Origin of the sequence: Bradyrhizobium sp. B120 (assembly GCF_049075665.1) — a bacterium.
In the GTDB taxonomy this organism is placed as follows: domain Bacteria; phylum Pseudomonadota; class Alphaproteobacteria; order Rhizobiales; family Xanthobacteraceae; genus Bradyrhizobium.
Window position 1 is genome coordinate 1,340,882 of the sequence record NZ_CP185242.1, and the last position, 17,198, is coordinate 1,358,079.

General features: G+C 64.2%; 14 protein-coding genes. 10 read left to right on the plus strand and 4 right to left on the minus strand.

Features of this window, described 5'->3' with window-relative positions:
* Positions 1 to 70: 70 nt before the first annotated feature.
* Complete coding sequence (gene poxB, locus ACOIX3_RS06385; protein ID WP_420968937.1) at positions 71 to 1,807, plus strand: ubiquinone-dependent pyruvate dehydrogenase; 1,737 nt, start codon at positions 71 to 73, stop codon at positions 1,805 to 1,807.
* A 59-nt stretch (positions 1,808 to 1,866) separates the two neighbouring features.
* Here the strand turns inward: poxB and cycA are convergent, their stop codons facing one another.
* On the minus strand, positions 1,867 to 2,259 hold the full coding sequence (gene cycA / locus ACOIX3_RS06390) for a cytochrome c-550 CycA (RefSeq protein WP_420968938.1): 393 nt from the start codon (positions 2,257 to 2,259) through the stop codon (positions 1,867 to 1,869).
* Between the two features lie 251 nt (positions 2,260 to 2,510).
* Here cycA and ACOIX3_RS06395 point away from each other — a divergent pair, with 251 nt between their 5' ends.
* Positions 2,511 to 4,004, plus strand: a complete 1,494-nt coding sequence (locus ACOIX3_RS06395) for an FAD-linked oxidase C-terminal domain-containing protein (protein ID WP_212313603.1) — start codon at positions 2,511 to 2,513, stop codon at positions 4,002 to 4,004.
* On the opposite strand, the gene ACOIX3_RS06400 is transcribed toward ACOIX3_RS06395, so the two are convergent.
* The gene (locus tag ACOIX3_RS06400; RefSeq protein ID WP_420968939.1) at positions 4,001 to 4,414 is read right to left on the minus strand and encodes a hypothetical protein; all 414 of its coding nucleotides are present in this window, start codon (positions 4,412 to 4,414) and stop codon (positions 4,001 to 4,003) included. The genes ACOIX3_RS06395 and ACOIX3_RS06400 overlap by 4 nt on opposite strands.
* Before the next feature lie 353 nt (positions 4,415 to 4,767).
* Here ACOIX3_RS06400 and ACOIX3_RS06405 point away from each other — a divergent pair, with 353 nt between their 5' ends.
* Complete coding sequence (locus ACOIX3_RS06405) at positions 4,768 to 5,940, plus strand: acyltransferase family protein (protein WP_420968940.1); 1,173 nt, start codon at positions 4,768 to 4,770, stop codon at positions 5,938 to 5,940.
* Between the two features lie 145 nt (positions 5,941 to 6,085).
* Positions 6,086 to 7,231, plus strand: a complete 1,146-nt coding sequence (locus ACOIX3_RS06410; RefSeq protein ID WP_420968941.1) for an acyltransferase family protein — start codon at positions 6,086 to 6,088, stop codon at positions 7,229 to 7,231.
* Between the two features lie 52 nt (positions 7,232 to 7,283).
* Here the strand turns inward: ACOIX3_RS06410 and ACOIX3_RS06415 are convergent, their stop codons facing one another.
* On the minus strand, positions 7,284 to 7,769 hold the full coding sequence (locus tag ACOIX3_RS06415; protein ID WP_420968942.1) for a putative quinol monooxygenase: 486 nt from the start codon (positions 7,767 to 7,769) through the stop codon (positions 7,284 to 7,286).
* 313 nt (positions 7,770 to 8,082) lie between these two features.
* Between ACOIX3_RS06415 and ACOIX3_RS06420 the strand changes: the two genes are divergently transcribed.
* The 4 genes from ACOIX3_RS06420 (at position 8,083) to ACOIX3_RS06435 (ending at position 12,618) form a co-directional block, all read left to right on the plus strand.
* A complete protein-coding gene (locus ACOIX3_RS06420) occupies positions 8,083 to 9,321 on the plus strand; it encodes an FAD-binding protein (protein ID WP_420968943.1) in 1,239 nt (412 codons plus the stop codon).
* On the plus strand, positions 9,318 to 10,634 hold the full coding sequence (gene glcF, locus ACOIX3_RS06425) for a glycolate oxidase subunit GlcF (protein WP_420968944.1): 1,317 nt from the start codon (positions 9,318 to 9,320) through the stop codon (positions 10,632 to 10,634). Before ACOIX3_RS06420 ends, glcF begins: the two co-directional genes overlap by 4 nt.
* Positions 10,635 to 10,847: 213 nt before the next feature.
* Positions 10,848 to 11,246: a histone gene (locus ACOIX3_RS06430; protein ID WP_420968945.1), complete on the plus strand. Its 399-nt coding sequence runs from the start codon at positions 10,848 to 10,850 to the stop codon at positions 11,244 to 11,246.
* A 382-nt stretch (positions 11,247 to 11,628) separates the two neighbouring features.
* The gene (locus ACOIX3_RS06435; protein ID WP_420968946.1) at positions 11,629 to 12,618 is read left to right on the plus strand and encodes a TorF family putative porin; all 990 of its coding nucleotides are present in this window, start codon (positions 11,629 to 11,631) and stop codon (positions 12,616 to 12,618) included.
* 290 nt (positions 12,619 to 12,908) lie between these two features.
* On the opposite strand, the gene ACOIX3_RS06440 is transcribed toward ACOIX3_RS06435, so the two are convergent.
* A complete protein-coding gene (locus ACOIX3_RS06440) occupies positions 12,909 to 14,651 on the minus strand; it encodes an ABC transporter ATP-binding protein/permease (protein ID WP_420968947.1) in 1,743 nt (580 codons plus the stop codon).
* Between the two features lie 309 nt (positions 14,652 to 14,960).
* Between ACOIX3_RS06440 and ACOIX3_RS06445 the strand changes: the two genes are divergently transcribed.
* Positions 14,961 to 16,631, plus strand: coding sequence for an L-lactate permease (locus ACOIX3_RS06445; RefSeq protein WP_420968948.1), 1,671 nt, complete (start codon positions 14,961 to 14,963; stop codon positions 16,629 to 16,631).
* A gap of 146 nt (positions 16,632 to 16,777) precedes the next feature.
* Positions 16,778 to 17,194, plus strand: coding sequence for an META domain-containing protein (locus ACOIX3_RS06450; RefSeq protein WP_420968949.1), 417 nt, complete (start codon positions 16,778 to 16,780; stop codon positions 17,192 to 17,194).
* The last annotated feature ends 4 nt before the right edge of the window (positions 17,195 to 17,198 follow it).

Here is a 17,198-nt window from a genome sequence, read left to right on the forward strand (position 1 = left end):
GCGCGGTCGCAGCCTGCCGAACATCATGCGGCTGCGCGGCTCGACAGATATCACCCAAAGGACAAGCCCCATGCGGATCGACAACATCGCCGACCTCATCGCTGAAACCCTTGCCCAGGCCGGCGTGAAGCGCATCTACGGTGTCGTCGGCGACAGTCTCAACGGCTTGACCGAGGCGCTGCGCAAGCGCGGGACGATCGACTGGCTGCATGTGCGCCATGAGGAGGTGGCGGCCTTCGCCGCCGCGGCCGAATCCCAGATCACGGGCGACCTTGCGGTATGCGCGGGCTCCTGCGGCCCGGGCAATCTCCATCTCATCAACGGCCTGTTCGACGCGCATCGCAGCCGCACGCCGGTGCTGGCGATCGCAGCACAGATTCCATCGGCCGAGATCGGCGGCGGCTATTTCCAGGAGACTCATCCGCAGGACCTGTTCCGCGAATGCAGCCATTATTGCGAGCTGGTGTCGGATCCGGCGCAGCTGCCCTACATGCTGGAGAACGCGATCCGCGCCGCGGTCGGCAAGCGCGGCGTTGCGGTTTTGGTGCTGCCGGGCGACGTCGCGATGCGGCCGGCGCCGAAGCGCGACATCGCGCCGAACGCCGGGCTGCTGCCGCCGGTGCCGGTGGTGCGCCCGGCCGAGGCCGAATTGAACGCGCTGGCCGCGCTGCTCGATGGCGCAAAGCGCATCACGCTGTTCTGCGGCCGCGGCTGCGCCGGGGCGCATGACGGCCTGATCAAGCTCGCCGAGACGCTGAAGAGCCCGATCGTGCATGCGCTCGGCGGCAAGGAATATGTCGAGTACGACAATCCCTACGATGTCGGCATGACCGGCTTCATCGGCTTCTCCTCCGGCTATGCTGCCATGCACGGCTGCGACGTACTGCTGATGCTGGGCACCGACTTTCCCTACAAGCAGTTCTTCCCGACCGGCATCAGCATCGCCCAGGTCGATCTCCGTCCGGAAAATCTCGGCCGCCGCTGCAAGCTCGATCTCGGCATCGTCGGCGACGTCGGCGAGACCATCGCCGCGCTGTTGCCGAAGCTCACGATCAAGACCGAGCGCAAGTTTCTCGACGCCAGCCTCGCGCACTACAAGGACGCCCGCGCCGGCCTCGACGATCTCGCCCGCGGCAAGCCGGGGCAGAAGCCGATCCATCCGCAATATCTGGCTCGCCTGCTCAGCGAGCAGGCGACCGAGGATGCGGTGTTCACCGCCGACGTCGGCACGCCGACGATCTGGGCCGCGCGTTATCTGAAAATGAATGGCCGGCGCCGGCTGGTCGGCTCCTGGGTGCACGGCTCGATGGCCAATGCGATGGCGCACGCGATCGGCGCGCAGGCGGCGCAGCCGGGGCGTCAGGTGGTGTCGATGTCCGGCGACGGCGGCTTTGCGATGCTGATGGGCGATTTGATCACGCTGACGCAGGCGAAGCTGCCGGTGAAGGTCGTGATCTTCAACAACAGCGTACTCGGCTTCGTCGCGCTGGAGATGAAGGCCGCCGGCTTCATCGAGACCGGCGTCGATCTGAAGAATCCGGATTTCGCGGCGATGGCCCGCGCCATGGGCATTCACGGCGTCAGGGTGGAAGATCCCGGCGAGCTCGAGGGCGCGATCCGCAACGTCTTCGCGCATGACGGCCCGGCGGTGCTCGATGTCGTGACCGCGACGCAGGAGTTGTCGATGCCGCCGACCATTACGCTGGAACAGGTGAAGGGCTTCAGCCTGTGGGTGCTGCGCGCCGTGATGAGTGGCCGCGGCGACGAGGTGGTCGATCTCGCCAGGACCAATCTGTTGCCGCGCTGATCGCGGTAACACGTCCGCCCCGGCATTTGCGCAGGGCGGACGACGTCCGGTACCGCCGATTACTTCTGCTTGCCGTCCTTGTCGAACGACGACACGTAGGCCCACAGGTTGTTGGCCTCGGTCTCGTTCTTGATGCCGGCGAAGGCCATCTTGGTGCCGGGGATCTTGGCCTTCGGATCCTTGATGTAGTCGAGGAACTGGTCCTTGTTCCAGGTGATGCCGGAATTCTTGTTGGCATCGGAATAATTGTAGTCCGGCGCGGTGCCGGAGTGGCGGCCGTCGAGGCCGTTGAGCTCGGGGCCGACCTTGTTCTTGGCGCCCTCACCGATCGCGTGGCAGGCGAGGCATTTGTTGAACGAGGTCTTGCCGGCGGCGGCATCCTGCGCCAGCGCGGAGGATGCGGTGGCCAGCGATGTGACGACCGCCAGCCCGCTCAAGGTCTTTAGGTTCATGGGGTTCTCTTCGTTTCGTCCCGGGGGGTAGTGTTTGGTTTGTGGCATGTCCGGCTTGGACAGGACAAGCCACGAAACTTTGACAGGTTTCATGACCGTCCGCTTGTCCGAGAGAGAACTCGCCCTTGCGGGGCGGGGCAATCCGACCTTCGGCCGGGTGATTGAAACAGGGTGACTGAAACAGGTGCAGACCTGATTGATTTGTCGTAACAAATCCGCAAAGCGCGCCAGAGCGCGCCAAGGGAACACCGATGTCCATCATGATGCCGGCGGCCGATCAGGCCGTCCTTGCCCGCCGCGCCGAAATCGTCGCCGCCTTGCGCGCCATCGTCCCGGGCGAGGGCGTGATCGACAGCGCCGCCGAAATGCTGGCCTATGAATCCGACGGCCTGACCGCCTATCGGCAGCCGCCGATGGTCGTGGTGCTGCCCGATACCACCGAGCAGGTCGCGAAGGTCCTCAAATATTGCCAGGAGCAAGGCATCAAGGTGGTGCCGCGCGGCTCCGGCACCTCGCTGTCGGGCGGCGCGCTGCCGCTCGCCGACGGCGTCTTGCTCGGGCTCGGCAAGTTCAAGCGCATTCGCGAGATCGACTTCGACAACCGCGTTGTCGTCACCGAGCCCGGCGTCACCAACCTTGCAATCAGCCAGGCGGTCGCCCATGCCGGCTTCTATTACGCGCCCGATCCGTCGTCGCAGATCGCCTGCTCGATCGGCGGCAATGTCGCGGAGAATTCCGGTGGCGTGCACTGCCTGAAATACGGCATGACCACCAACAACGTGCTCGGCTGCGAGATCGTGCTGATGAGTGGCGAGATCCTGCGCATCGGCGGCAAGTCGGCCGAGAACGCCGGCTATGATCTGATGGGGATCATCACCGGCTCGGAGGGGCTGCTCGGCGTGATCACCGAGATCACGGTGCGCATTTTGCAGAAGCCCGAGACGGCGCGCGCGCTGATGGTCGGTTTCGCCGAGGTCGAGGCGGCCGGCGAATGCGTGGCCGCCATCATCGGCGCCGGCATCATCCCCGGTGGCATGGAGATGATGGACAAGCCGGCGATCCACGCCGCGGAAGCCTTCGTTCATGCCGGTTATCCGCTCGATGTCGAGGCGCTCCTGATTATCGAGCTCGACGGGCCCCAGGTCGAGGTCGACGAGCTGATCAAGCGGGTCGAGGCGATCGCGCAGGGCTGCGGCTCGACCTCCTGCCAGATCTCGACCTCGGAAGCCGAACGCAATCTGTTCTGGGCCGGCCGCAAGGCGGCATTCCCGGCGGTCGGGCGGATCTCGCCGGACTATCTCTGCATGGACGGCACCATCCCGCGCGGCGCGTTGCCGAAGGCCTTGGCGCGGATCCGCGAGCTCTCGGAGAAATACGGCCTCGGCGTCGCCAATGTGTTCCACGCCGGCGACGGCAATCTGCACCCTTTGATCCTCTACGATGCCAACAAGCCGGGCGAGATCGAGAAGGCGGAAGCGTTCGGCGCCGATATCCTGCGTTGCTGCGTCGAGCTCGGCGGCGTGCTCACCGGCGAGCATGGCGTCGGCATCGAGAAGCGCGACCTGATGCCGGAAATGTTCACCGAGATCGACCTCAACCAGCAGCAGCGGCTGAAATGCGCCTTCGATGCCCAGGGCCTGCTCAACCCCGGCAAGGTGTTTCCGACGCTACATCGTTGCGCCGAGCTCGGCCGCGTCCATGTCCACGCCGGCAAGCTGGCCTTCCCGGATATCCCGCGGTTCTAGTACCGTCTTACCAGGCCGCCCGCTGCGCTGGCATCGCCATATGCGGCGCAGGCCCGTTCGGGGTCAGCTATCAACTCCGCCCGGACCCGCCTGAAGGTCTTGCCGGCAGCTTCGGACACCTCGGGACGGAATTTGCGCGGATCGTAGTCATTGCCATCGTTGGCCTTGATGGCCGCGTCAAAGGCGCCGATCATGGCCATGGCGGCGTCGGGGCTGCCGAGCAGCCTGGCGCCGAGTTGAACGCCGCCGGCACCGTTGGCCTCATAGCCGATGCATCGCTGTTCGAGCACCGCGGCCGCGGTGGCGAGCTGGTCGAGGAACGTCGCCTCGGCGTCGGTGAGCATTGCGGCGCGCGCCTGCTGGGCCACGATCATCGCGAGCAGCGCGATGGCTGTTGGTTTGATGTTCATGGTGGCGGTTCTCCTGCGACGGTTGAGCCGCGATCGAAATCGCCGGTCGCCGAATGACGATGGCGCCGGCCAGTCCTTTTGGAGCATCAGGCGCCGCGCCGGCTATTGGCCCCAAGGCCAACATGCATCGATGTCGGCCGCTGGCGGACGTGGAATTTGCGAGCGCTTCGCCGATCGATCCATTTCGACGGATCGCGCTAGCCGACCGATAACCTTAACCGATGCTTGCCGCGGCGGCGGCAGGCCGTCAGGGCTGCCGTTGCATGTCGCTGCACCAGCGGCGGCCACCGTTTACACGACCTTCAACTGTTCCTCGGTACTTTCCCACGATGCATGTCTTCGGGACCACATCGATGCCCAGCCTGGCTGATCAGCTGGCGCTTTCGCGCAATCGGCCCGCAGGTTTCGATTACATGCGGATTGCGCTGGCAGTATCGATCATCTGCCTGCACAGCCTGAACGTGACGCTCGGCCTTGGCCGGGCGCTGGAAATCCTGGGCTCGTTCCGCATCGGCATCGCGATGATCCTCGCGCTGTTTTTCTCGCTCAGCGGCTTCCTGGTGACGGCGAGCCTGCAGCGGTGCAAGAGCCTGATTTCCTTCCTAGGCCTGCGCGTGCTTCGGATCGGACCCGCGCTCGCGGTCGAGACGACGCTGTCGGCGGTCATCATCGGCTCGGTGTTCACCGAACTGCCATTGGCGCAGTATGTCGCCGACCCGAAATTCCACGCCTATTTTCTCAATATGGTCGGCGACATCCATTACGAGCTGCCGGGCGTCTTCCTGCACAATCCGATGCCGGACGTGGTGAATGCCCAGCTCTGGACGGTGCCGTATGAATTGTGGTGCTACGTCATCCTGGCGCTGCTCGCGGTGACCACGATCTGCTTCAACAGGGTGGCGTACCTTGTGTTCCTGGTGATCGTTCAGGTCGCGCTGGTGAGCTACGACGTCTACCGCTGGGAAGAGGTGCCGATCCAGCTTCGCCCGCATCTTCTGGTGTTCTGCTTCCTTGCCGGCGTCGGCTTCTACCTGTGGCGCGACAAGGTGCCGTTCAACCGCACGGCGTGCCTGGTTGCGCTGTTGCTGTGCGCCGCCGGCATGGCCACGGGACGCGGCGACGCGCTGGCTCCGGTGCCGGCCGCCTATGTCGCGTGCTATCTCGGCCTGATGAACCCGCGACGGAGCTGGATCGTGTCGTCAGGCGATTACTCCTACGGGCTCTATCTCTATGGGTTCGTGATCCAGCAGTGCGTTGCCGCGTTCGGCCCGCCGGTTCAGCACTGGTATCTGAATATCCTGATCAGCCTGCCGCTCGCCTTCGGCGTCGCCGTCGCGTCCTGGCATCTCGTCGAGAAACATGCGCTGCGGCTCCGCGGCCATGTCGAGACTTTCGAGGCTGCGGTGCTGTCGCGGATTTCGATCGTCGGCTTCCGGTGCAAATCGCCCGAGCAGGCCGAACGAGAGGCTGTCATCCAGCCTGGGCCGATCAATCCGGTTCGACCGATCGTCCTTTCCGGCCGGTAACCTCTAACCATTACTTGCTGCGAATCCGGTGGCGCGTCGCTTAGATTGCGCCTGTTTGCACATACACGTTATGCGTTCATATCTTGTTAGTTTGTTGCTGGATAGTTTCCGATGATGTAGTTGTCTCGGAAGTGCAATGCAACCTATGTTCAGCCTGGCCGATCAGTTGGCTCTTTCGCGCCATCGGCCCACAGGCTTCGACTATCTGCGGCTCGCGCTGGCGGCCACCATCATCTGCCTGCACAGTGTGAACGTCGTCTTTGGGATCGACCGGGCGATGGAGGTCTTGGGCCACATCCGCATCGGGTGCGCAATGGTCCTTGCGCTCTTCTTCGCCTTGAGCGGGTTTCTGGTGACGGCGAGCTTGCTGAGGTGCAAGAGCCTGGTTTCATTTCTCGGCCTGCGCGTGCTTCGCATTGTGCCCGCGCTTGCGGTCGAGACGACACTCTCGGCCATCATCATCGGTCCGATCTTCACTGCGCTTCCCCTCGCGCAGTACTTCGCGGACCCGAAATTCTATGCCTATTTTCACAATATCTTCGGCGACATCCACTATGAGCTTCCGGGCGTGTTTCTGCACAATCCGGTACCTTTTGCGGTGAATGCGCAGCTTTGGACGGTCCCATATGAGCTGTGGTGCTACGTGATCCTGGCGCTGCTCGCCGTGACCACGATCTGCTTCAACAGGGTGCTGTATCTGGCGTTTCTGGTGTTCGCCCAGATCGGTTTCGCCTGCCACGATATCTACCATTCGGACCTGCAATATCTTCACCTTCGTCCGCCGCTGCTCGTGTTCTGCTTCCTTGCAGGTGTCGGCTTCTATCTCTGGCGCGACAAGGTCCCGTTCAACCGCACCGCGTTCCTGCTCGCGCTGATGCTTTGCGCGGCCGGGATGGCCACTGGATACACCGATGCGTTTGTTGTTGGACCCGCCGCGTATGTCGCGTGCTATCTGGGGCTCATGAACCCGCCGCGAGGCTGGATCGTGTCATCCGGCGACTACTCGTACGGGATGTATCTTTACGGAGTCGTCGTCCAGCAGTGCGTTGTGGCGTTGGGCCGTCCGGTTCAGCATTGGTACCTGAATATCCTGATCAGCCTGCCGATTGCCTTCGGCGTCGCGTTCGTGTCCTGGCATCTCGTCGAGAAGCATGCGCTTCGGCTCAGGGCGCAGGTCGAACAGATCGAGGCGGCGGTGCTCTCCCGGATTTCGATCGCAGCCTTCTGGCGCAAATCGCCCGAGCGGATCGAGTTGGGTGCGACGCTCGACGGCAGCCGCGCGTCGGTCTGATATTGTACGGGAGGGGGAGGACCTGCATCGCAAGCCCTCCCGCGGCACCGTCTTAAAGCAGCACGTATTGCGTCCGTTCGCGCTTGGCGAGCAGCGGAAGTGCCTGCTCCGCGATGTAGGTCTTGAAGTAGGCGCTCTCTGCATGCGCCTTGAACGCCGCTTCGTCCTGGAACAATTCGTAGAACAGGAATTGCGCCGGATTGTCCTTGCCGCGGCCGATCAGGAACAGCTTGGTGCCGGGGTCCTTCTGCGCCTCGGGCAGGAAGCCGTCGAGGATTGCCGCGACCTTGTCGGCCTGGCCGTCCTTGGCTTCCCATTGCGCCACCACCAGCAGTCCTGATGTGTTGATCACATCGCTGATGGTTCTCGTGCTCATCGCATAGTGCTTCATTTGCATTCCTCCGTTGCTTTGCTCGGATCGAGCCTGCGATCCGGTCCAGGGCGAGACGCCGGCGATCGTCATGATCGCGGCGAACGAGCCGATGGCCGATCGTCGGGTGAGCATCATCGTCGTGGTCGTGACGTCCGAACGTTTCATGATCGCCTCCAGATGAAGTGCGCCAACCGTCGTGCCGGCCGAACCGCACCGCGACAGATAGGGGATCGCGCCGCGCACTCGGTTAGGCGACGGTCGAAATGTCGATGTCGTGAAAATGGTTCGACATCGGTCGAAGTGTTGCGTCTCCGCCTGCGCAGGAGGCGCGATGTGGCCAAAACCTCGAGCAGGGGCCCGACCGCCGTTCCCGCCACTGTCGGGCGGCAAGCCCGGCTCCCGGGCCAGTCCGTCGGCATGGCGACGGTGGGGTTCGTCGCATTTGATTTCGGCGCCGAATTTCGTTACCGCCTAGCGGGTGGAAACGCTGAAAGTCAGAGACGTCCAGGACGTCGAAGAAGTGGTGCGCGCCGCTGTCGCCAGCGAGCAGCCGCTTGAGGTCATTGGTCATGGATCGAAACGCGCCATCGGCCATCCGATGGCGACCAATGCGGTGCTCGACGTCTCGGTGCTGAACGCGGTCAGCTCCTATGAGCCGAACGAGCTGATCATCACCGTGCAGGCCGGCGCGCCGCTCGCTGACGTGCAATCCCTGATCGACGCCAAGAACCAGCAATTCGCCTTCGAGCCGATGGACATGTCCGTGCTGCTCGGCAGCGCGGGAGCCGGCACGATCGGCGGCATGATCGGCGCCGGCCTTGCCGGTCCGCGCCGTATCAAGGCCGGCGGTGCCCGGGATCATCTGCTCGGGGCGCACGCGGTGTCCGGGTTCGGCGACAGTTTCAAGACCGGCGGGCGGGTGGTGAAGAACGTCACCGGCTACGATCTCTGCAAGCTGCTCACCGGTTCCTGGGGCACGCTGGCGGTCATGACCGAAGTGACGCTCAAGGTGATGCCGAAGCCGGAAGCCGAGCGGACGCTGGTGCTGCGCGGGCTCGACGACGTCACTGCCAACAAGGCGATGACGGCAGCGCTGGGTTCGCCCTTCGACGTGTCGGGCGCGGCGCATCTGCCCGGTTCGGCGCTGCGGTCCGGAACCGGCGCGCTCGCCGGCCTCGCGGCCTCCGGCCAGCCGGTCACGCTGGTGCGGCTTGAGGGCATTTCAGCGTCGGCGGCCCACCGGGCGGCCTCGCTCAGCCAGACACTCTCCTCCTATGGAACGGTCGACAGCCTCGCTGACGACGCCTCGGCTTCGATCTGGAGCGCGTTGCGCGACGTGGTGCCGTTCGCGGCGAACGGCGCGCTCGGGGCCTGGCCGGTGTGGCGGATCGTTTGCCCGCCGGCCTCAGGCGGCACGCTCGGTCAGGCGCTGTCGCGCGCCACCGGCGGTGATGTGATCTACGATTGGGGCGGCGGGCTGATCTGGGCCGCGGTGCCGCCGGGCACCGACGCGCAGGCCGCGCTGGTCCGCGGCCAGGTCGAGGCGGTCGGCGGGCACGCCACCCTGATCCGCGCCACCGAGGATGTGCGCCGTGCAGTCGATGTGTTCCAGCCGCAGCCGGCCGGGCTTGCCGCGCTCGGCGAGCGGGTCCGGGCGAGTTTCGATCCGAGATCGGTCCTCAACCGCGGCCGGATGATGCGAGGCGGGGGGGCATGAAGACCGAGTTTACCCTGGCGCAGCTCGCCGATCCCGACATCAAGGAAGCCGACAAGATCCTGCGCGCCTGCGTGCATTGCGGCTTCTGCACCGCGACCTGTCCGACCTATGTGCTGCTCGGCGACGAACTCGATAGTCCGCGCGGCCGCATCTACCTGATCAAGGAGATGCTGGAGAAGGACAAGCCGCCGACGGCGGACGTGGTCAAGCATATCGACCGCTGCCTGTCGTGCCTCGCCTGCATGACCACCTGTCCGTCGGGCGTGAACTACATGCACCTCGTCGACCAGGCCCGAGTCAGGATCGAGCGGGATTACGCGCGGCCGCTGACCGAGCGGCTGCTGCGGTCGGTGCTCGCCTACGTGCTGCCGCGACCGGGCCTGTTCCGGATCAGCATGATCCTGGCCGGGCTCGCCCGTCCGTTCACAGGGCTGCTGCCAACGCCGTCGGTCGGTGCGGCGAGTCCGGGCCTGCTGCGGCGGATCAAGGCCATGCTGGCGCTGGCGCCGCGCGGCCTGCCGCCGCCGGGGCCGGCTGCGGGAACCGTGTTTGCGGCGACCGGCCGTCGGCGTGGGCGGGTCGCGCTGCTGCAGGGCTGCGCCCAGCAGGTGCTGGCGCCACGTATCAATCAGGCCGCGATCAACGTGCTGACCCGGCACGGCGTCGAGGTGGTGCTGGTCAAGGACGAGCAATGCTGCGGCGCGCTGACCCATCACATGGGACAGGACGCCGACGCGCTGGCGCGCGCACGGGCCAACGTCACGGTGTGGCAAAGGGAAGCGGACCAGAACGGGCTCGACGCCATCCTGGTGACGACCTCGGGCTGTGGGACAGTCGTCAAGGACTACGGCTACCTGCTGCGCGAGGACAAAACATTCGCGGAAGCAGCCGAGCGAATCTCGGCGCTGGCAAAGGATATCACCGAGTATCTCGCTGGCCTCGAGCTCGCGCCTTCAACGCAGAAAGGCGACATCACCGTTGCCTATCACTCGGCTTGTTCGTTGCAGCACGGACAGAAAATCACCCAACTTCCGAAAGAATTGCTTTCCAAGAATGGATTCGTGGTGAAAGATGTGCCTGAGAGCCATTTGTGTTGCGGTTCGGCGGGGACCTACAACATTCTCCAGCCCGACATTGCGAGCAGATTGCGCGATCGCAAGGTCGCCAATATTGCGCTTGTCAAACCGGACATGATCGCTGCGGGCAATATTGGGTGCATGGTTCAGATTGCCGGCGGTACGTCAGTTCCTGTGGTGCACACGATTGAGCTTCTCGATTGGGCGACAGGAGGTCCCCGGCCAGGATTGAATTGATCGACTGCCATTCGAGCATGATCCGGACCCCAGCCTTGCCCTGACGCAAACTGAAGGACCGGCGCTTCCCTGCCACAGACGCGAAGCGATCGCGCGGCCATCATGCCCGACAAGCGAAGTGGAAGGTGCCTCTCCTCGAGGTGCAGCTGCTGACCGGCAAGCGATCACTTCAATACGCGGTGGACTCAAATCAGCGGCAACAGGAGGACCACGATGGCGAAGTCGAAGAAGGCGAAGAAAAGCAAGAAGGCCAAAAAGGCCAAGAAGGCAGTAGCGGCGAAGAAGAAGTCCGCGAAGAAGTCGGCCAAGAAGACTGCGAAGAAGGCCGCGAAGAAGTCTGCAAAGAAATCGGCGAAGAAGTCAGCCAAGAAGACCGCCAAGAAGACCGCTAAGAAAGCTGCGAAGAAGGCTGCTCCGAAGAAAGCCGCGCCCGCGAAGCCGGCTGCGAAGAAGGCCGCCAAGAAGAGCGCTCCGAAGAAGGCCGCCGCGCCGAAGCCGGCCCCGGTTGCAGCGCCCCCGGCGCCCGAGCCCGCGCCGCAGCCGGCGCCGAGCTGGGCCACGCCGGGCCACGAGCCGGCGCCGAGCTGGGGCACCGACAGCGAGCACCACTAGCCGAACCTGCACCGGTTCACCTGATCGAAGCCGCAGCGGACGCCGCTGCGGCTTTTTCCGTATCGGCCGTCCGTAGTTTTGCGGAGACGCGATTCGCGTCGATACCGACCGCAGTATGTCGAACTGTTGCTCGAATCCGATTTTGCGTGCCGCTCAACTGGGGCGGGAGCCCTGAGTCTTGTGGTGTAAATGCAACACCCGCCAACCAACGTGTGGCGAGGCGGCCAGAACGCCTAAAAAGTCGGCAGATGCATGTCTTTTCGCCTTCACGGTACCGTGCACGGGCCTCAGATTGATCCCACGCGATTTAGTTGCAGTCCGTTATCGCGCGCCCTGGGGGCCACCGGAGCTGGGCTGTCTGGAAAAGTAGATGGGGATCGTCATGAAGAAACTGGCCTTGTTAGCAACGGCGCTAGCAATGATTTCGAGCTCGGCAATGGCAGCTGACATGGCGGTGAAGGCCGTCAAGGCGCCGCCGCCGGCTCCTTTCGATCCCTGGGACGTCGCCTTCGGCGCCGGCATCGTGAGCGACTACATCTTCCGCGGCGTCACCCAGTCGAACCACAATCCGTCGGTCACCGCCTATTTCGAGCCGCGCTACAACGTCAACAAGGACCTGCAGCTCTACATCGGCACCTCGACCGAAAGCATCTCCTTCGCCAACCGCGCTGCGGCCGAAGTCGACGTCTACGGCGGTATCCGCCCGACCTTCGGCGCCTTCGCCTTCGACATCGGTGTCTGGGGCTACCTGTATCCGGGTGGAACCTGCTTCTTCGGCGCGCCGACCGACACCGCCGGCAAGCTGCTCAGCCCGGAGTGCGCAGCCAACGCCCTGCTGAACGGCAACGTGATGAAGAAGGACGTCTCGTTCTTCGAAGTCTACGGCAAGGCGACCTGGACCATCAACGACAACTGGGCGTTCACCATCAACGAGTACTACTCGCCCAACTTCCTCAACACCGGCGCCTGGGGCAACTACTCCTCGATCATCGGCAAGTACACCGCGCCGAGCACCGTGTTCGGCACCAGCGGCGTCGGCATGTATGTGTCGGGTGAGTTCGGCCGGCAGTGGCTCGGCACCTCCGACAGCTTCTACGGAGTTCCGGCGTTCCCGAACGGCATCAAGTATGCCGACTACAACACCTGGAACATCGGCATCGGCTTCACCTACAAGGTGTTCACGCTTGATCTGCGCTATTCCGACACCGACCTGTCGAAGGGCAATTGCAGCGCCTTCACCAGCGACTTCACCGCGGGCGGAACCACCAACGTCACCCCGATCAATCCGGGCGGCACGGGCTCCAACTGGTGCGGCACATCCGGTATCGCCAAGCTCTCGGTCGACCTGACCGCGATGTCCAACCTGAAGTAATTTCCTCTTCCGAGGATCGCGGGGGCGGCAGAGCAATCTGCCGCCCCTTTTTTGTTGGATGGATTGCCGCCTGATGGTCGTGAGGCCGGGCTGAACTGGAGCAGCACAGGCGGCCTAACCTCTCCCGAAGGGAGAGGTCGATTTGCGTGAGCAAATCGGGTGAGGGGTTACGGTCTATCGAGAGGGTAAGAGCCCTCACCCGGCGCTGCGCGCCGACCTCTCCCCGCCGGGGAGAGGTGAACCGAAAGCACCGTAAGCCGATTAAGCCAAAAGCCCCAGCTCCGGCGTGCTTACGATGCTCCAACCTCGACCTTGTCACGCAAGGTGAAGCGGTCGCCGTCGCGGACCAGCGAAATGTTGCGCTGGTGGAAGGCGTCGAGCGTCGAACGGTGGCCGATCGAAACCACCGTGGTGTCGGGCAGCTTCTCGGCGATCAGTCGGTACAGCGCGGCTTCCGACGGCTCGTCGAGCGAGGCCGTCGCCTCGTCGAGGAACAGGAACTGCGGCGCATGCAGCAGCGCCCGGGCGATGCCGAGCCGCTGCTGCTCGCCGAGCGATAGCATCCGGTTCCAGTGCGCTTCTTCCTCGAGCCGCGCCGCAAGCTGCGGCAGTCCGACGGCGGTGACAACCTCGCGGACCCGTCCCGCATCGAATTGCGCGGCCTTGCCCGGATAGACCACCGCGTCATGCAGCGAGCCGATCGGCAGATAGGGACGTTGCGGCAGCATCATCAGGCTGGCATTGGCGGGGATCTGGACCGCGCCGCGGCCGAACGGCCAGATGCCGGCCACCGCGCGGAACAGCGTGGACTTGCCGGCGCCGGAGGGACCGGTGACCAGGGTGCGTTCATTGTCGCGAAGGCTGAAGCCGTCAGCCGCGAGCAGCGGCTTGCCGTCGGGCAGGGTGACCAGGAGATCGTCGAGATCGATGGTGTCGCCGGCTGTGGGCTTGACGTGGATGATGTCCTGCCGCTGCGCGAGCGCATCGCCACCGCGGATCGAGTTCTCGAAGCCATCGAGACGCGCGACCACCGATTGCCATTCAGCCAGCGTCCGGTAGGCCGTGATGAAGAACGACAGTGAGTCCTGCACGCTGCTGAAGGCGGAAGCGGTCTGCATCATGCCGCCGAGCTGGATCTTGTTGGCGAAATAGGCCGGTGCGATCAGCACGTAGGGGAAGATCACGGCGGCCTGCGAATAGGTCGCGGTGAACGCGGTCAGCTTCTTGGTTCGTTGCATGATGTCGAGCCAGTTCCCGACCACGAATCCGAAGCGATCGAGCAATCGCGTGCGCTCGGCCGGTTCACCGCGGAGCAGTGCAATCTGCTCGGCGTTCTCGCGGGTCCGCACCAGGTTGAAGCGGAAATCGGCTTCGAACCGTTGCTGCCGGAAGTTGAGGTCGACCAGCGGCCTGCCGATCACATGGGTCAAGACCGTTCCGAGGATCGCGTAGACCAGCGCGCCCAGCACCAGGTAGCCGGGAATCGCGATGTCCTTGCCGAAAAGATGCAGCGGCGCCTGATTGGAAAGGCCCCACAGGATGAACACGAAGGAAGCAAGCGTCACCACGGCGCTCAGCAATCCGATCCCGAGCGTCAGGGTCTGTTCGACGAAGCGCTGGGTGTCGTCGGCGATACGCTGATCCGGGTTATCAGCGGCATCGCCGAGTAGTTGCATGCGGTAGTGGTTGGCATCGTGCAGCCAGCCGCCGAGATAGCGCGTGGTCATCCAGCGCCGCCAGCGGATCTGCAGCCATTGATTGAGATAGAGCTGGTAGACCTTCAGGCCGATCCAGAACGCCGCGAGCACGCAGAAATAACCGATCTGATAGGTGAAGACCGCCTGATCACGCTCCTGTAGCGCGTTGTAGAAAACGTTGTTCCAGCGGTTGAACAGCACGGTCAGAAAGACGGTGGCGAGCTCGATGATCACCACCGCGGCCAACAGTCCGCGGCCTGCCCATTTGTCGTCGGAGTTGAAATAGGGCGAGGCGATGCGCCACACCGTCGCGAGCGTCGAGCGAATGTTGTTCACAGATTATCGTCTCCGGGGAAGCGGCCGCAACGGCCTGAAGAATCGGGACAATCGGCGTGGTCCTCGACTAAAGTCGTAGGTCTGGCATGCAAGCGTTGGCTTGTCCCGGCGATCGAGTCAACCCTAGCATGACGACAACGGCGAGGGGCGGGGGACCTTCGATTTTTCGCGAGGATGTGAGCGATCCTTACCGATCGTTCATTCGCGAGCCGGGGCTGCAATTCTTCCGACGGACTCCCGCAATCGCACCGGCGCGCCTGCCTGCACCGAGGCCGGGGCGCTGCATAAGAACGTGGGAAGGACCCCGAGATGAGCACCTGGAATCAAATCTACAATCCGCTGGGGAATGCCGGGCTGTCGACGCTGGCGGCCGCCATTCCCGTGGTCACGCTGCTGGTGCTGATCGCCAGCGGCAAGGTGAAGGCACATATCGCTGCCATCGTCGCCGTGATCGTGACCAACCTGATCACGATCTTCGTGTTCACGATGCCGGCCGGCATGTCGATCCGCGCATCGATCCTCGGCATCGTCACCGGGTTCTTTCCGATCGGCTGGATCGTGCTCAACGTCATCTTCCTCTACCAGGTCACGGTAAGGTGCGGGAAGTTCGAGCTGCTCAAGCGCGCGGTCGGCGGTGTCACCGAGGATCGCCGCCTGCAGTTGCTCCTGATCGCGTTCTCGTTCGGCGCCTTCTTCGAGGGCGCCTCGGGCTTCGGCACGCCGGTCGCCATCACCGGCGCGGTGCTGATCGGGCTCGGCTTCTCGCCGCTCGCAGCCTCCGGCCTGTCGCTGATCGCCAACACGGCACCGGTCGCCTACGGCGCGCTCGGCACGCCGATCCAGGGCCTCGCCTCGGTCACCGGGCTCGATCCCTACATCCTCGGCGCCATGGTCGGCCGGCAGCTTCCGCTGTTCTCGCTGATCGTGCCGTTCTGGGTGGTATGGGCGTTCGCGGGCTGGCGCGGCATGAAGGAGATCTGGCCGGCGATCCTGGTCACCGGCGTGTCGTTTGCGGTCCCGCAATTCGTGATCTCGAACTATATCAACCCCTGGATCGTCGACATCGGCGCCTCGCTGATCTCGATGGGCGCGCTGATCCTGTTCCTCAAGGTCTGGCAGCCGCGGCAGCTGTGGCTGTCGCCCGCGCTGCGCGGCCGCGATGAATCGGCGGCAACGATGGCGGCTGCACCGCCGCTCGACAAGACACCGCTGACCCAGGGCGAATTGTGGAGCGCGCTGCTGCCGTGGATCATCGTCTGCGTGCTGATGCTGATCTGGGGCAATGGCGCCTTCAAGACCTGGGCGAACGCCAACTTCACCTGGAACTATGCGGTGCCCGAGCTCGACAAGCTGATCTTCAAGGTGCCGCCAGTGGCCGCCAAGCCGACGCCCGAAGGCGCCGTGTTCAGCTTCACCTATTTGTCGTTCACCGGCACCGGCATGCTGATCGCCGCGATCATCTCGGGTCTCTTGATGGGCTTCTCGCCTGCCAAGCTGATTGCCGAGTATGGCCGCACCATCCGCCTCTGCGCGATCTCGCTGATCACGATCTCGGCGATGCTGGCGATCGGCACCTTGACCCGGCTGTCCGGCGTCGACGCCACCCTCGGCCTCGCCTTCGCGGCGACCGGCGTGCTCTATCCCTTCTTCGGCACCTTGCTCGGCTGGCTCGGCGTGGCGCTGACCGGATCGGATACCGCCTCGAACGTGCTGTTCGGCAATCTGCAGAAGATCACCTCCGAGCAGCTCGGCCTGTCGCCGATCCTGATGGCGGCGGCGAACTCCTCGGGCGGCGTGATGGGCAAGATGATCGACGCGCAATCGATCGTTGTCGCCTCCACCGCGACCAACTGGTACGGCCACGAAGGATCGATCCTGCGCTACGTGTTCCTGCACTCGATCGTGCTGGCGTGCCTGGTCGGCCTGTTCGTGACCCTGCAGGCCTATGTCTACCCGTTCACGGCGATGGTTCTGAAATAACGAGGCGAGGCGTCGCCCAAACCAAGATCCCCGCGGGGGAGAGCCCGCGGGGATTTTGTTTTTCAAGCACTTTTTCTCGCGCCGCCATTCTGGCCAATCGCAGCCTCGTCCCATACAAGGGCGGCAAAAGCGACCCTGGGAATGGCATGATCTCGATGAAGCGGATTCTGAACGGCGGCATGGCCGCGTTGGTGGTCGTTGCAGCGGCGCTTGGCGCGGGGCCGGTACAGGCCCAGGAAGAATTCCCGTTCGGCTTCGTGATGACGCTCGATGCCGCGCGCATGCCGGGCTCCAAGCGGATTCCCTCGATCGAGGTCGGCGACAATGGCGAGGTGATCCTCGAGCTGTGGTGCGACGGCGGCAGGGGCCAGTTCTCGGTTGCCGGCAACACCATTGTGTTCGTCCCCGGCGCGATGGAGAACCGCAGCTGCGCGCCGGACCGGGCGCAGGCCGACAAGGATCTGCTCGCCGCGCTCGGCGACACGACGAGCTGGCGGCGGCAGGGGGATCAGGTCACGTTCATCGGAAGCAGGCAGCTGCGTTTCGTGATCAACAGCAACTGACGCG

What these genes read in the sequence shown, in the direction of transcription:
- poxB (WP_420968937.1), top strand. Translation starts at nt 71, where the DNA reads ATGCGGATCGACAACATCGCCGACCTCATCGCTGAAACCCTTGCCCAG.
- cycA (WP_420968938.1), bottom strand. Translation starts at nt 2,259, where the DNA reads ATGAACCTAAAGACCTTGAGCGGGCTGGCGGTCGTCACATCGCTGGCC.
- ACOIX3_RS06395 (WP_212313603.1), top strand. Translation starts at nt 2,511, where the DNA reads ATGTCCATCATGATGCCGGCGGCCGATCAGGCCGTCCTTGCCCGCCGC.
- ACOIX3_RS06400 (WP_420968939.1), bottom strand. Translation starts at nt 4,414, where the DNA reads ATGAACATCAAACCAACAGCCATCGCGCTGCTCGCGATGATCGTGGCC.
- ACOIX3_RS06405 (WP_420968940.1), top strand. Translation starts at nt 4,768, where the DNA reads ATGCCCAGCCTGGCTGATCAGCTGGCGCTTTCGCGCAATCGGCCCGCA.
- ACOIX3_RS06410 (WP_420968941.1), top strand. Translation starts at nt 6,086, where the DNA reads ATGTTCAGCCTGGCCGATCAGTTGGCTCTTTCGCGCCATCGGCCCACA.
- ACOIX3_RS06415 (WP_420968942.1), bottom strand. Translation starts at nt 7,769, where the DNA reads ATGAAACGTTCGGACGTCACGACCACGACGATGATGCTCACCCGACGA.
- glcF (WP_420968944.1), top strand. Translation starts at nt 9,318, where the DNA reads ATGAAGACCGAGTTTACCCTGGCGCAGCTCGCCGATCCCGACATCAAG.
- ACOIX3_RS06430 (WP_420968945.1), top strand. Translation starts at nt 10,848, where the DNA reads ATGGCGAAGTCGAAGAAGGCGAAGAAAAGCAAGAAGGCCAAAAAGGCC.
- ACOIX3_RS06435 (WP_420968946.1), top strand. Translation starts at nt 11,629, where the DNA reads ATGAAGAAACTGGCCTTGTTAGCAACGGCGCTAGCAATGATTTCGAGC.
- ACOIX3_RS06445 (WP_420968948.1), top strand. Translation starts at nt 14,961, where the DNA reads ATGAGCACCTGGAATCAAATCTACAATCCGCTGGGGAATGCCGGGCTG.
- ACOIX3_RS06450 (WP_420968949.1), top strand. Translation starts at nt 16,778, where the DNA reads ATGATCTCGATGAAGCGGATTCTGAACGGCGGCATGGCCGCGTTGGTG.